The organism is Pseudomonas sp. GW822-FHT05A08, assembly GCF_058800485.1.
Map to the genome: position 1 here is coordinate 532,678 of NZ_CM179511.1, position 13,820 is coordinate 546,497.

Sequence of the window (13,820 nt, forward strand, 5' to 3'; positions counted from 1 at the left end):
ATGGCCTTCTCGACCCAGGACAGCGATGAGGTACTGAGCGAGATCAACGTCACGCCGCTGGTGGACGTGATGCTGGTACTGCTGGTGGTGTTCATCGTCACCGCGCCACTGTTGACCAACGCGATTCCGATCAACCTGCCCAAGACCGAGGCCGTGGCCCCGGTGGAGCAGAAGGACCCGCTGGTGGTGAGCATCGACGGCACCGGCAAACTTTTTATCAACAAGGACGAGATCCAGCCGGACCTTTTGGAAACCAATCTTCAGGCGGCCAAGGCCAAGGACCCGGAAGTTCGCGTGCAGTTGCAGGCGGACGACGGCGTCAACTACGGCGAAGTGGCCCGTGCCATGGCCTCCATCGAGCGTGCCGGTATCACCAAGCTTTCGGTGATCACCGCCCGCTGACCCAGTGTTGTAAGCCACGACTTTTCAGGCCGTCTCCTTGGCAGGGTGCGGCCTTTTTTTTGCCTGCGATTTGGCCAGGCGCGGTTGCCTGGACGGACGCGATGCAGACACTGCGGTTTGCCGGCCTGAACGCCAGCGTTCGTACAGGATCGATACAGGTGGTGTTTGATATTCTTTATGGGTCTTAATAAATAGCTTCTTATTCCTTAACGAATATAACTCTCGTCCCTATACTCGATCGGGAACAGACACGCAGGAGAGCTCCCCATGCGCAATGAATCAATTCGCTACCTGATTGTGCCGGGCTGGCAAGGATCGCCAGAAGATCATTGGCAAAGCCACTGGCAGAACAGCCTGCCGAACAGTGCGCGGGTGGAGCAGGCCGACTGGCTGACGCCCCGGCGCGAAGACTGGGTCGCGGCGCTGGCCGAGGCGATTGCCGCCGACAGCACCCCGGTGATCCTGATCGCCCACAGCCTGGGCTGCATCACCGTCGCACACTGGGCCGCCCATGCGCCGGTCAGCGCCTTGCGCCAGGTGCGTGGTGCGTTGCTGGTGGCGCCGGCGGATGTCGAGCGTCCGGCCTGCGCCCCGGCGCTGCGCAATTTCGCGCCGATCCCCAGCGACCTGTTGCCGTTCCCGAGCCAGATAGTCAGCTCCGACAACGACAGCGCCATCAGTGCGCCGCGTGCCCTGGAGCTGGCCCGCCACTGGGGCGCCGAGGCGGGGATCCTGTCCGGTGCCGGGCATATCAACGTCAAGTCCGGGCACCAGCGCTGGGAGCAGGGTTTCGCGTATCTCTATCGCCTGCAAAACCGCATGGAACAGCACTCCCTGCGCCGCGCCTGATTTTTTCTTTTTGTTAAACGCCCCCGCCTGCCAGCGGATTTGGGCGGGAGTCTGCCATGAGTCTGCATGAGTCTTTCGGCCAGCCGTTGCTGACCTTTCCCGATGCTGAAAAAAGCCCGCTGAGCATCCGCGCCAAGGCGCTGGTGTTCGTCGATCCCCGTTCGCGGCAGTTGCGCCAGGAGCTGGAACAGCTGGCGCCGCGGGCGATCTCGGTGTTGATCCGCGGTGAAACCGGCAGTGGCAAGGAGCTGCTGGCCCGGCATATCCACCGCGCCAGCGACCGCAGCGGCCTGTTCGTGTCGGTCAACTGCGGAGCCATCAGCCCTACCTACGCCGACGCCGAACTGTTCGGCTACGCCGCCGGCACCTTCAGCGGCTCGGCCAGCAGCCGCGCCGGCTGGTTCGGCTCGGCCAACGGCGGCACCCTGTACCTGGACGAGATCGGCGACTTGCCGTTGCCGATCCAGATCAAGCTGTTGTCGGCCCTGGAAAACCATGAGGTGACCCGGGTCGGCGCCCATCAGCCGAGCCCGGTGGACGTGCGCCTGGTGGCGGCCACCAGCATCGACCTGGCCCAGGCGGTGGCGGCGGGCAAGTTCCATGAGCGGCTGTATCACTACCTCGGCGAGGGCCATCTGGAACTGCCGGCGCTGCGCGAGCGGGTCGGCGACATCCTGTCGTTGGCCGAATACTTCCTTGGCATCTACAGCCAGCGCCTGGACCTGCCGGTGCCGCTGATCAGCGAATCCGCCCAGCAGGTGCTGGAGCAGCACAGCTGGCCGGGCAACACCCGCGAGCTGGAGAACGTCATTCACTTTGCCCTGCTGGTCAGCAGTGGCGAGGAGATCCTGCCGGAGCACCTGAACCTGCCGCCGCAGCTGTCGCGGCTGGAGCTGGTGGATCAACAGTTGAAGGGCCTGATCGCGGACGGTTCCGCCGCCGAGTTGCAGGCGCTGAAACACCTGCTCAAGCAACACGGGGTGATCTGAAGTCCTCTCCCATTCCTGATTCGTGCAGCGGGCTGCTTTCTGTAGCCGCTGCCGCAGGCTGCGATCGGCCGCGCAGCGGCCGCCCATACGACTGCGCAATCCCTTTGAAGGCAGCCTGAAAACCTGACGAGCGCTGCGCGCTCGATCGCAGCCTGCGGCAGCGGCTACAGGGGCATGCACAGCGCCCCGGATGCGGGCTAGAGCGGTCCGATTGTGTATGAACAAAATGGAATATCAACGTGAATAAAAGATATTGTTAAGGCATAAAAAATCCCGGTATTGTCCGCTCCACGCCAGAGATAGCACTTCGCTGGCACCTTCATTACAAAAGCCGTCGTCACTGACGACTCATAAGGACACTGCATGAAAAAGGTTCTGTTGTTCACCGCACTGGCGGCTGCCCTGAGTGCCGGTCTGGCCCAGGCTGGCGAGAAACTGGTAGTGGCGGCCACCCCTGTGCCGCACGCCGAGATCCTCGAGCTGATCAAGCCAACCCTGGCCAAGGAAGGCGTGGACCTGGAAATCAAAGTCTTCACCGACTACGTGCAGCCGAACGTGCAGGTCGATCAGAAGCGTCTGGACGCCAACTACTTCCAGACCCTGCCGTACCTGAAGAGCTTCAACGAAGGCAAGGGCACTAACCTGGTGACCGTGGTTGGCGTGCACGTCGAACCGTTTGGCGGCTACTCGAAGAAAGTCAAAACCCTGGCCGAGCTGAAAGACGGCGCGACCATCGCCATTCCGAACGAAGGCAGCAACAGCGGCCGGGCCCTGATCCTGTTGCAGAAGGCCGGCCTGATCGAACTCAAGGACCCGAAAAACGCCCTGGCGACCCCGAAAGACATCGCCAAGAACCCGCACAACTTCAAGTTCAAGGAGCTGGAGTCGGCCCTGCTGCCGCGCGTGCTGGACCAGGTCGACCTGGACATGATCAACACCAACTACGCCCTGGAAGCCGGCCTGAACCCGGCCAAGGATGCGCTGGTGATCGAGGGGGCCGATTCGCCTTACGTGAACTTCCTGGTGGCCCGCCCGGACAACAAGGACAGCGCCGCCATCCAGAAATTGGCCAAGGCCCTGACCAGCCCGCAAGTGAAAGAATTCATCGCGAAGAAATACAGCGGCGCGGTATTGCCTGCCTTCTGATGGGCTACGCTTAAGTCGTACAAACCCCTTCAAGGTTTAAACGCCGATGGCTTCTACAGCGTCGGCGTTTTTTATTGCCCGCAAGAACGGCTTCACCTTGCTTCTGTAGGAGCCAAGCGTGCTCGCGATCCAGGCGCCGCGGTGTATCGGCAAGGACGCAACTACGGGCAATCAACGATGAAGGGATTTTGCTCAGGAAGGCTTCATGGCCCGGCACAGCGCCTTCAGCCATTTGACGATGTCCTGCGGATCGAGAGGTTGCGGGGTATTGAGGTCGGTCATTGTTCTTATCGTCCATGTACGTGTCTGGCCCGTTGAAGTCGGGGGCCGCTTGTCCGTTCCTTGGAATCGGAAAGATCCCTTACGGCGTCAGAAAAGTAGCCGGCTCAGGCGCGCATGGCAAACCCCGCAGGTTAGTTTTTTGAGTGATATCAATATGCTTTAACGGTATTTAAATTATTGTTTTTATAGCTTTAAAGTCGATGCCTGCCGGGTGGTTACCCACCGCCCAATGGACTGCACCACCGCCGCTGTACCCCAGCGGCGTCCAGGATTGCCATGACCCTCGACTACGCTTTTATCCTCAGTACGCTGCCGGCCTTCCTCAAGGCCGTGGGCGTGACCTTGCAGGTCGGCCTGATCGCCATCGCCACCTCCCTGCTGGTGGCCCTGATCAACGCCACCATCCTGGTGTTCCGCACCCCCTACCTGCAGCGCCTGATCGGGTTGTACGTGGAGCTGGCGCGCAACACCCCGCTGCTGATCCAGCTGTTCTTCGTCTACTTCGCCCTGCCGGCATTGGGGCTGAAGATTTCCGGGTTCGCCGCGGCGATCATCACCATGACCTTTCTTGGCGGCGCCTACCTCACCGAGGTGCTGCGCGCCGGCGTCGAAGCGGTGCCGACGGCCCAGCTGGAGTCGGGGCGCTCCATCGGCCTGTCGCACTGGCAGCTGCTGCGCTACGTGATCCTGCCGCAGGCCGGGATCCTCAGCCTGCCGTCGCTGTTCGCCAATTTCATTTTCCTGCTCAAGGAAACCACCGTGGTCTCGGCGGTGGCGGTGCCGGAGATTCTCTATACCACCAAGAGCTACATCGCCCTCTACTACAAGACCTACGAAATGCTCGCCGTGCTCACGCTGATCTGCGTGCTGCTGTTCTTGCCGCTGTCGCTGTTGCTCAGCCGTCTGGAAAGGAGGTTGCAGCATGGCCAGTTCGGGTCTTGAACTGCTCTGGGTGTCCTTGCCGCAACTGGGCAAGGGCGCCGCGCAGACGTTATCGATCTCCCTGCTGAGCATCGCCTTCAGCACCGTCGGCGGTGTGCTCTATGGCGTGCTGCGGACCCTCGACCGCAAATGGCTGAACGCCGTGTTGCGCATCTACCTGGAGCTGTTCCGGGCGATCCCGGTGCTGGTCTGGCTGTACCTGCTGTTCTTCGGATTCCCGATCTTCTTCGGCATCAGCATCCCCAGCTTCACCTGCGCGGTGCTGGTACTGTCGCTGTGGGGCGCCAGCGAAGTCGGCGAGGTGGTGCGCGGCGCCCTGCATTCGCTGCCCCGCGGCCAGCGCGAGGCGGGGCTGTCGATCGGCCTGTCCGACCCGCAGCTGTACGGCTACGTGCTGCTGCCCCAGGCGCTGAAACGCATGACGCCGCCGACCATCAACGTCTACACGCGGATCATCAAGACCAGCTCGCTGGCGGTGCTGATCGGCGTGGTGGACGTGATCAAGGTCGGCCAGCAGATCATCGAGCGCACCTACGAGTCGGTGCTGATCTACGGCGCCCTGTTCCTGTTTTTCTTCTTTATCTGCTACCCGCTGTCGGCCGCCTCGCGCGTGCTGGAGCGGCGCTGGACGCAAGCATGAGCGCACTGATCGAGTTCCAGGGTTTCAACAAGTTTTTCGGCGAGCAGCAGGTGCTCAAGGACATCGACCTCAAGGTCGCCCAGGGCGAAGTGGTGGTGATTCTCGGCCCCAGCGGCTGCGGCAAGTCCACCTTGCTGCGCTGCCTCAACGGCCTGGAAAAAGCCCACGGCGGCCACCTGAGATTCGCCGGCCAAGAGCTGCTGGACCCGGCCACCGACTGGCGCCAGGTGCGCCAGGACATCGGCATGGTGTTCCAGAGTTACCACCTGTTCCCGCACATGAGCGTGCTCGACAACATCCTGCTCGGCCCGCTCAAGGTGCAGAAACGCGACCGCCGCGAAGCCCGCGCCCAGGCCGAGGCGCTGCTGGAACGGGTGGGCCTTTCGGACAAGCGCGATGCCTTCCCGCGCCAGCTCTCCGGCGGCCAGCAGCAACGCATCGCCATCGTCCGTTCGCTGTGCATGAACCCGCAGGTGATGCTGTTCGACGAGGTCACCGCGGCGCTGGACCCGGAGATGGTCAAGGAGGTGCTGCAAGTGATCCAGGGCCTGGCCCGGGACGGCATGACCCTGTTGATCGTCACCCACGAAATGGCCTTCGCCCGCGCGGTGGCCGACCGCATCGTGTTCATGGATGCCGGGCGCATCCTCGAACAGCACCCTCCCGAGATCTTCTTTACGAACCCGCGGAGCGCACGAGCGCAGCAGTTCCTGGAGAAATTCTCCTTCGTTGAAACACTGCCAAAAAAGATCCCTGCAAAGGAACTGGAGCTCTTATGAAAACTGCCAAGTCTTCGCTACTGCTACTCCCGCTGTTCGGCCTCGCCCTGCTGGCCGGCTGCGATAAATCCGCCGAGGCGCCCAAGCCTGCGGCCAGCGCCAGCGCTGCCCCGGCGGCCGGCTACCTGGACAAGATCAAGGCCCGCGACAAGCTGATCGTCGGCGTGTTCACCGACAAGCCGCCGTTCGGCTTCGTCGACGAGACCGGCCGCTACGTGGGCTTCGATACCGATATCGGGCGGCAATTCGCCAAGGACCTGCTGGGCGACGAGAACAAGGTGGAGTTCGTCGCGGTGGAGCCGGCCAGCCGCATTCCGTTCCTGCAGAGCGACAAGGTCGACCTGATCCTGGCCAACATGACCGTCACCCCGGAGCGCAAGGAAGCGGTGGAGTTCACCAACCCCAACCTCAAGGTCGCGGTACAGGCCCTGGTGCCGGATGGCAGCGAAGTGAAGAGCCTGGATGACCTGGCGAGCCGCACCACTATCGTCACCACCGGCACCACTGCCGATATCTGGCTGACCAAGAACCACCCGGACTGGAAACTGCTGAAGTTCGAGAAGAACTCCGAGTCCCTGCAAGCCCTGGCCAACGGCCGCGGCGATGCCTATGCCCAGGACAACCTGATCCTGTTCAGCTGGTCCAAGCAGAACCCGGGTTACCGCGTACTGCCGCAGACCCTGGGGGAGCAGGCGCCGATCGCGCCGGCGGTGAAGAAGGGCAATATCGAACTGCGTGACTGGGTCAACGCCGAGCTGGCCAAGCTGGGCGAGGACAAGTACCTGCTCAAGCTTTACGACCAGTACGTGCGCAAGGAACTGAGCGACGACACCAAGCCTGAAAGCGTGATTGTCGAAGGCGGCAAGTGGCAGGGGTGACAGTCTGTGCCTGAGCCCCTGTAGCCGCTGCCGCAGGCTGCGATAGGTCCGAAGGACCTCGGCGACCTTGAAGCCGCTGCGACCGTTCTCCGAACGCGGCCCGGGTCGATCGAAGCCTGCGGCAGCGGCTACAGGGATTGCATGCGACCATGCCGGCAAGCATTGCACCCCGTAGGAGCAGGGGCGACGCCTGGTTCTTGCCCGCGATATTTTTGAGGCCGCTCAATCCGGCCAATACCACGCCGGTTCATCGAGCATCCCCTGGCCGACGATTTCGGTCTGGCCGAAATTTTTCTCCAGCACGATGCAGTTGCACTCCGGGTGTTGCTGCAACGCCGCGATCAACCGGCTGGCATGGGACACCACCCACACCTGGCACTGCTGCGAGGCGCGAATGATCAGGCGCGCCAAGGCCGGCAGCAGGTCCGGGTGCAGGCTGGTTTCCGGTTCGTTGAGCACCATCAGCGTCGGTGGCCGCGGCGTCAGCAGGGCGGCGACCAGCAGCAGGTAGCGCAGGGTGCCGTCCGACAGCTCCGCCGCCGACAGCGGCCGCAGCAGACCGTCCTGATGGAACTCGATGGCGAAGCGCCCGCCCTGCAGCGGGGCGATGTTCAGGCGGGCACCGGGGAAGGCGTCGCTGACCGCCCTTTGCAGGGCCTCGGGGTCACCGATCTCACGGATGGTTTGCAGGGCCGCCGCCAGGTCGCGGCCATCGTGATGCAGCACCGGGGTGCGGGTGCCCAGTTGCGGTTGCCGCGCCGGCGCCTCGGCGTCGCTGCGAAAGTGATCGTAGAAGCGCCAGCCGCGAATGTTCTCACGCAGCAACAACACTTCCGGTGAAGAGCGCAGGTTGCCCACCTGGTCGAACAGGCTGTCGAAGGTCGGCGTGTGCTGGGCCAGCACGTCCCAGTCGCGACCCTCGCGGGTGCGGATCATCGGCCCGGCCCGGTTGACCAGCAGGCTGGCCGGGCGATACAGCGGCCCGGCCCAGATGCATTCGCGTTTGATTTCCGGGTCCAGGGAGAAGTAGGACACGTGTTCGGGCAGTGGCATGGGCAGGCCCAGGGCGATGGCATAGCTGAAGTCCTCGCCGGAAAAGCCCAGGCGCAGGCGCTTGCTGGTCTGACGCACGCTGGACTCGATGGGCACCTCGCCATTGCGCATGCGTCGGCTGATCTGCTCCGGCCCGGCCCAGAACGTCGAGTCCAGGCCGCCTTCGTGGGCCAGCGCGTTGACCACCCCGCCCTGGGCGGTTTCCGCCAGCAGGCGCAGGGCCTTGTACAGGTTGGACTTGCCGCTGCCGTTGGGGCCGGTGATCAGGTTCAGCCGCTGCAGCGGAATCACCAGTTTGTTGATCGAGCGGTAATTGGCCACTGCCAGGGTCTTGAGCATGCCGGGGCTCCTTGTGCATGGAGGCGCAGTGTGCCTGATTGGTGCCGATTGTGTAGCCGCCGCGACAGCTCCCCAGGACTTCCTGCGTTTGCCAAAGCAGCGCCCGCGTTGCGCTCGATCGCAGCCTGCGGCAGCGGCTACAGGGTTTGTGATCCCCTTGCGTGCAGCAGTGGAACCCTGTTCTAAGCTCACAGTCGTATCGTCACCTGTACGATGGCGTCGCGCCAAGGAGCCTGCATGGCTGGTCTCGAATCGAAGTGGATAGTGGGTTTGATGCTGGCTGCTCTACTGAGCGGTTGTGGCGCGGAAAAACCGAGCGAAAAGGAGCGGCCGCGGGTGCGCGTGCAGCCAGTGCAGACCCGCGATTTCGCCGCGCAGGTGACCCTGACCGGCGATGTGCAGGCGCGGGTGCAGACCGAGTTGTCGTTCCGCGTCGGCGGCAAGATCATCCAGCGCCTGGTCGACGTCGGCGACCGGGTCACGGCCAGACAGGTCCTGGCCCGGCTCGACCCGAAAGACCTGCAGACCAATGTCGATTCCGCCGCCGCCTCGGTGTTCGCCGAACAGGCACGGGTCAAGCAGACCAGCGCGGCCTTCGTCCGCCAGCAGAAACTCCTGCCCAAGGGCTATACCAGCCAGAGCGAATACGATGCCGCCCAGGCGGCGCTGCGCAGCAGCCAGAGCGCCCTGAGCGCGGCCCAGGCGCAGTTGGCCAACGCCCGCGAGCAACTGAGCTACACCGCGCTGATCGCCGACGCGCCGGGGGTGATCACCGCGCGCCAGGCCGAAGTCGGCCAGGTGGTGCAGGCCACGGTGCCGATCTACAGCCTGGCCCGCGACGGCGAGCGCGACGCCGTGTTCAACGTCTACGAATCGCTGCTGGTGGCCCCGCCGAAGCAAGGCGCGATCACCGTCAGCCTGCTGGACAACCCGAACATCAAGACCACCGGCAAGGTGCGTGAAGTCACCCCGGTGGTGTCGGCGCAGAGCGGCACGGTGCAGGTCAAGGTGGCCCTCGACGGCCTGCCGGCGGGCATGGACCTGGGCTCGGTGGTCAGCGCCAGCGCCCATGCGGCCGGCCAGGCCAGTGTCGAGCTGCCCTGGGCGGCGCTGACCAAGAACCTCAACGAGCCGGCCGTATGGCTGGTGGGCGAGGACGGCAAGGCTACCCTGCACACCGTCACGGTGGGGCGTTACCAGACCGGCAAGGTGATCATCAGCGACGGCCTCAAGGGCGGCGAAAAAGTGGTGATCGCCGGTGGCCAGTTGTTGCACCCGGGGATGCTCGTCGAGATCGTTGCCGAGACCGGCACCCAAGGAGCCCAGCCATGAAGCGCCTGTCCCTGCTGTTATGCGCCGGCCTGACGCTGGGCGCCTGCTCCAAGGAAGAACCGGCGCCCGAGCCGGTGCGCCCGGTGCTGTCGTTCGAGGTGCGCGCCGAGTCCGAGGAAAGCCTCGGGCGGTTCGCCGGGAGCATCCAGGCCCGCTATGAAACCAACCTCGGTTTCCGGGTGCCGGGGCGTATCGCCAATCGCAATGTCGACGTCGGCGCTGAGGTGGGCAAGGGCGCCTTGCTCGCCACCCTCGACCCCACCGACCAGCAGAACCAGTTGCGTTCCGCCCAGGGCGACCTGGCCCGGATCGAGGCGCAATGGATCAATGCCCAGGCCAACGCCCGGCGCCAGCAGCAATTGTTCGATCGTGGCGTCGGCGCCCAGGCGCAGCTGGATATCGCCCAGACCGACCTGAAGACCACCCGCGCTTCGTTGGACCAGGCCAGGGCCGCGGTCAGCCAGGCCCGCGACCAACTCGCCTACAGCGAGCTGCGCACCGATCACGGCGGCGTGGTCACCGCCTGGAATGCCGAGGCCGGCCAGGTGGTCAGCGCCGGCCAGCAGGTGGTGACCCTGGCCCGTCCGGACATCAAGGAAGCGGTGATCGACCTGCCGGCATCCCTGGTGGATCAGTTGCCGGCCGACGTGGTGTTCAAGGTCGCCTTGCAGCTGGACCCGAGCATCAACACCACCGCCATCGTGCGTGAAATCGAACCCCAGGCGCAGAGCGCCACCCGCACCCGGCGCTCGCGCCTGACCCTGACCGAAACCCCCGAAGCATTCCGCCTCGGCACGGCCATCAGCGTGACCCTCAGCTCCGCCATCGTCCCGCGCATCGAGGTGCCGCTGTCGGCCCTGCAGGAAGTGGACGGCCAGACCCGGGTCTGGATCGTCGACCCGCAGGCACGGACCGTGGCGCCGCAGGAGGTCACGGTGCTCAGCCGCGACCATGATTCGGCATTGATCGGCAGCGGGATCAAAATCGGCGAGCGGGTGGTGAGCGCCGGTGTGAACAGCCTCAAACCGGGGCAGAAAGTCAAAATCGACGAGGACAGCCCACGATGACGCCGGCCACAAAAGGGAGCTTCAATTTATCCGAGTGGGCCATCAAGCATCAGTCCTTCATCTGGTACCTGATGTTCGTCGCCCTGCTGATGGGCGTGTTCTCCTACCTGAACCTGGGGCGCGAGGAAGACCCGTCCTTCACCATCAAGACCATGGTCATCCAGACCCGCTGGCCGGGCGCGACCCAGGAGGAAACCCTCAAGCAGGTCACCGACCGCATCGAGAAAAAGCTCGAAGAGCTGGACTCCCTCGACTACGTGAAAAGCTACACCCGCCCCGGCGAATCGACGGTGTTCGTCAACCTGCGTGACACCACCAGCGCCAAGGACATCCCCGAGATCTGGTACCAGGTGCGCAAGAAGATCAACGACATTCGCGGCGACTTCCCCCAGGGTCTGCAAGGGCCGGGGTTCAACGACGAATTCGGTGATGTGTTCGGCTCGGTCTACGCCTTTACCGCCGACGGCCTGAGCATGCGTCAGTTGCGCGACTACGTGGAGCAGGTGCGCGCCGAGATCCGCGAGGTGCCGAACCTGGGCAAGGTGGAGATGGTCGGCGAGCAGGACGAAGTCATCTACCTGAACTTCTCCACACGCAAGCTGGCGGCGCTGGGCATCGACCAGCGCCAGGTTCTGCAAAGCCTGCAGTCGCAGAACGCGGTGACCCCGGCCGGGGTGATCGAGGCCGGGCCGGAGCGGATTTCCGTGCGCACCTCGGGGCAGTTCGCTTCCGAGAAAGACCTGGCCACGGTCAACCTGCGGCTCAACGAGCGCTTCTATCGCCTGGCGGATATCGCCGAGATCAGCCGCGGCTACGTCGACCCTTCGACGCCGCAGTTCCGCTTCAACGGCCAGCCGGCCATCGGCCTGGCGATCGCCATGAAGAAGGGCGGCAACATCCAGGACTTCGGCAAGGCCCTGCACCTCAAGATGGACCAGCTCACCGCCGAGCTGCCGGTGGGCGTGGGCGTGCACACGGTGTCGGACCAGGCCGAGGTGGTGGAAAAAGCCGTCGGCGGCTTTACCAGCGCGCTGCTCGAGGCGGTGGTGATTGTGCTGGTGGTGAGTTTCGTCAGCCTGGGCGTGCGCGCCGGGCTGGTGGTGGCGTGCTCGATTCCGCTGGTGCTGGCGATGGTCTTCGTCTTCATGGAATACAGCGGCATCACCATGCAGCGGATTTCCCTCGGGGCGTTGATCATCGCCCTGGGCCTTCTGGTGGACGACGCGATGATCACCGTGGAGATGATGGTCACGCGCCTGGAGATGGGCGAGAGCAAGGAGCAGGCGGCGACCTTCGCCTACACCTCCACGGCCTTCCCGATGCTCACCGGGACCCTGGTAACGGTCGCCGGCTTCGTGCCCATCGGCCTCAACGCCAGTTCCGCCGGCGAGTACACCTTCACCCTGTTCGCGGTGATCGCCGTGGCCATGCTGGTGTCGTGGATAGTCGCCGTGCTGTTCGCCCCGGTGATCGGCGTGCATATCCTCAGCACCCATGTGAAGCCCCACTCCGAGGAGCCGGGCCGCATCGGCCGCGCCTTCAATGGCGGCCTGCTGTGGGCCATGCGCAACCGCTGGTGGGCCATCGGTATTACCGTCCTGGCGTTCGTGCTGTCGGTGGTCGGCATGCGCTTCGTGCAGAACCAGTTCTTCCCGTCCTCGGACCGGCCGGAGATTCTCGTCGACCTCAACCTGCCGCAGAACGCCTCGATCGCCGAGACCCGCATGGCGGTGGATCGCCTGGAGGCGACCCTCAAGGACGATCCGGACATCGTGCGCTGGAGCACTTACATCGGCGAAGGCGCGATCCGTTTCTACCTGCCGCTGGACCAGCAACTGCAGAACCCCTACTACGCGCAGCTGGTGATCGTCAGCAAGGGCCTGGAGTCGCGCACGGCGCTGACCGAACGCCTGAAAAAACGTCTGCGCGACGACTTCGTCGGTATCGGCAGCTACGTCCAGGCCCTGGAAATGGGCCCGCCGGTGGGGCGGCCGATCCAGTACCGGGTCAGCGGCAAGGACATCGACCAGGTGCGCAAGCACGCCATCGAGCTGGCCACCGAACTGGACAAGAACGCGCACATCGGCGAGATCATCTACGACTGGAACGAGCCGGGCAAAGTGCTGCGCATCGACATCGCCCAGGACAAGGCCCGCCAGTTGGGGCTGTCTTCGGAGGATGTGGCGCAGTTGATGAACAGCATCGTCAGCGGCTCCACCGTGACCCAGGTGCATGACGACATCTACCTGATCAACGTGGTCGGCCGGGCCGACGACAGCGAGCGCGGTTCCCCGGAAACCCTGCAGAACCTGCAGATCGTCAACCCCAACGGCACCTCGATTCCGCTGCTGGCCTTCGCCACCGTGCGTTACGAACTGGAGCAGCCGCTGGTCTGGCGCCGTGACCGCAAGCCGACCATCACCATCAAGGCCTCGGTGCGTGATGAGATCCAGCCGACCGACCTGGTCAGGTTGCTCAAGCCCGACATCGACAAGTTCGCCGCCAGCCTGCCGGTCGGTTATTCGGTGGCCACCGGCGGCACGGTGGAGGAGAGCGGCAAGGCCCAGGGGCCGATCGCCAAGGTGGTGCCGTTGATGCTGTTCCTCATGGCGACCTTCCTGATGATCCAGCTGCACAGCGTGCAGAAGCTGTTCCTGGTGGCCAGCGTCGCGCCCCTGGGGCTGATCGGCGTGGTCCTGGCGCTGGTGCCGTCGGGCACGCCCATGGGCTTTGTGGCGATCCTCGGGATTCTCGCGCTGATCGGCATCATCATCCGCAACTCGGTGATCCTGGTGACCCAGATCGACGAATTCGAGCGCGCCGGTCATTCATCCTGGGACGCGGTGGTGCAAGCCACCGAGCACCGGCGCCGGCCGATCCTGCTGACCGCCGCGGCGGCCAGCCTGGGCATGATCCCCATCGCCCGGGAAGTGTTCTGGGGGCCGATGGCCTACGCCATGATCGGCGGCATCATCGTCGCCACCCTGCTGACGCTGCTGTTCCTGCCGGCGCTGTATGTGGCCTGGTACAAGATCCAGGAGCCGAAGAAAACCACGGCTTGAGATTGTGCTCGTTCGAGAGGACGCCATCGCGGGCAAGCCTCGCTCCTACGTAGGAGCGAG

Annotated in this window: 12 protein-coding genes; 11 read left to right on the forward strand and 1 reads right to left on the reverse strand. The window is 64.2% G+C overall.

Translation table 11 applies throughout. From position 1 onward, the window contains the following. From AC3RCP_RS02395 to AC3RCP_RS02430, 8 genes are all read left to right on the forward strand, one after another. On the forward strand, positions 1–402 hold the full coding sequence (locus AC3RCP_RS02395; RefSeq protein ID WP_007923324.1) for an ExbD/TolR family protein: 402 nt from the start codon (positions 1–3) through the stop codon (positions 400–402). A gap of 267 nt (positions 403–669) precedes the next feature. Further along, positions 670–1,251, forward strand: a complete 582-nt coding sequence (locus tag AC3RCP_RS02400) for an alpha/beta hydrolase (protein WP_009046421.1) — start codon at positions 670–672, stop codon at positions 1,249–1,251. Between the two features lie 56 nt (positions 1,252–1,307). Next, on the forward strand, positions 1,308–2,240 hold the full coding sequence (locus tag AC3RCP_RS02405; protein ID WP_492571715.1) for a sigma 54-interacting transcriptional regulator: 933 nt from the start codon (positions 1,308–1,310) through the stop codon (positions 2,238–2,240). A gap of 363 nt (positions 2,241–2,603) precedes the next feature. Then, the gene (locus tag AC3RCP_RS02410) at positions 2,604–3,386 is read left to right on the forward strand and encodes a MetQ/NlpA family ABC transporter substrate-binding protein (RefSeq protein ID WP_492571714.1); all 783 of its coding nucleotides are present in this window, start codon (positions 2,604–2,606) and stop codon (positions 3,384–3,386) included. A 558-nt stretch (positions 3,387–3,944) separates the two neighbouring features. Beyond that, positions 3,945–4,610, forward strand: a complete 666-nt coding sequence (locus AC3RCP_RS02415; protein WP_007925334.1) for an amino acid ABC transporter permease — start codon at positions 3,945–3,947, stop codon at positions 4,608–4,610. Next, positions 4,591–5,250, forward strand: a complete 660-nt coding sequence (locus AC3RCP_RS02420) for an amino acid ABC transporter permease (protein WP_085533338.1) — start codon at positions 4,591–4,593, stop codon at positions 5,248–5,250. The genes AC3RCP_RS02415 and AC3RCP_RS02420 overlap by 20 nt, the downstream gene beginning before the upstream one ends. Next, entirely contained in the window at positions 5,247–6,029 is a 783-nt protein-coding gene (locus tag AC3RCP_RS02425; protein ID WP_009041663.1) for an amino acid ABC transporter ATP-binding protein, read from the forward strand. The genes AC3RCP_RS02420 and AC3RCP_RS02425 overlap by 4 nt, the downstream gene beginning before the upstream one ends. Further along, the gene (locus AC3RCP_RS02430; protein WP_007925329.1) at positions 6,026–6,907 is read left to right on the forward strand and encodes a transporter substrate-binding domain-containing protein; all 882 of its coding nucleotides are present in this window, start codon (positions 6,026–6,028) and stop codon (positions 6,905–6,907) included. The genes AC3RCP_RS02425 and AC3RCP_RS02430 overlap by 4 nt, the downstream gene beginning before the upstream one ends. Before the next feature lie 222 nt (positions 6,908–7,129). Here AC3RCP_RS02430 and AC3RCP_RS02435 read toward each other — a convergent pair whose 3' ends face one another. Then, entirely contained in the window at positions 7,130–8,299 is a 1,170-nt protein-coding gene (locus AC3RCP_RS02435; protein WP_101336488.1) for an AAA family ATPase, read from the reverse strand. Between the two features lie 237 nt (positions 8,300–8,536). Between AC3RCP_RS02435 and AC3RCP_RS02440 the strand changes: the two genes are divergently transcribed. From AC3RCP_RS02440 to AC3RCP_RS02450, 3 genes are read left to right on the forward strand one after another with little or no spacing between them, the layout of a single operon-like run. Further along, on the forward strand, positions 8,537–9,631 hold the full coding sequence (locus AC3RCP_RS02440; RefSeq protein WP_492571713.1) for an efflux RND transporter periplasmic adaptor subunit: 1,095 nt from the start codon (positions 8,537–8,539) through the stop codon (positions 9,629–9,631). Beyond that, complete coding sequence (locus AC3RCP_RS02445; protein WP_492571712.1) at positions 9,628–10,698, forward strand: efflux RND transporter periplasmic adaptor subunit; 1,071 nt, start codon at positions 9,628–9,630, stop codon at positions 10,696–10,698. The genes AC3RCP_RS02440 and AC3RCP_RS02445 overlap by 4 nt, the downstream gene beginning before the upstream one ends. Further along, entirely contained in the window at positions 10,695–13,760 is a 3,066-nt protein-coding gene (locus AC3RCP_RS02450) for an efflux RND transporter permease subunit (protein WP_492571711.1), read from the forward strand. Before AC3RCP_RS02445 ends, AC3RCP_RS02450 begins: the two co-directional genes overlap by 4 nt. Positions 13,761–13,820: the final 60 nt, after the last annotated feature.

Coding starts and splice junctions, on each gene's coding strand:
- AC3RCP_RS02395 (WP_007923324.1), top strand. CDS start 1: ATGGCCTTCTCGACCCAGGACAGCGATGAGGTACTGAGCGAGATCAAC.
- AC3RCP_RS02400 (WP_009046421.1), top strand. CDS start 670: ATGCGCAATGAATCAATTCGCTACCTGATTGTGCCGGGCTGGCAAGGA.
- AC3RCP_RS02405 (WP_492571715.1), top strand. CDS start 1,308: ATGAGTCTGCATGAGTCTTTCGGCCAGCCGTTGCTGACCTTTCCCGAT.
- AC3RCP_RS02410 (WP_492571714.1), top strand. CDS start 2,604: ATGAAAAAGGTTCTGTTGTTCACCGCACTGGCGGCTGCCCTGAGTGCC.
- AC3RCP_RS02415 (WP_007925334.1), top strand. CDS start 3,945: ATGACCCTCGACTACGCTTTTATCCTCAGTACGCTGCCGGCCTTCCTC.
- AC3RCP_RS02420 (WP_085533338.1), top strand. CDS start 4,591: ATGGCCAGTTCGGGTCTTGAACTGCTCTGGGTGTCCTTGCCGCAACTG.
- AC3RCP_RS02425 (WP_009041663.1), top strand. CDS start 5,247: ATGAGCGCACTGATCGAGTTCCAGGGTTTCAACAAGTTTTTCGGCGAG.
- AC3RCP_RS02430 (WP_007925329.1), top strand. CDS start 6,026: ATGAAAACTGCCAAGTCTTCGCTACTGCTACTCCCGCTGTTCGGCCTC.
- AC3RCP_RS02435 (WP_101336488.1), bottom strand. CDS start 8,299: ATGCTCAAGACCCTGGCAGTGGCCAATTACCGCTCGATCAACAAACTG.
- AC3RCP_RS02440 (WP_492571713.1), top strand. CDS start 8,537: ATGGCTGGTCTCGAATCGAAGTGGATAGTGGGTTTGATGCTGGCTGCT.
- AC3RCP_RS02445 (WP_492571712.1), top strand. CDS start 9,628: ATGAAGCGCCTGTCCCTGCTGTTATGCGCCGGCCTGACGCTGGGCGCC.
- AC3RCP_RS02450 (WP_492571711.1), top strand. CDS start 10,695: ATGACGCCGGCCACAAAAGGGAGCTTCAATTTATCCGAGTGGGCCATC.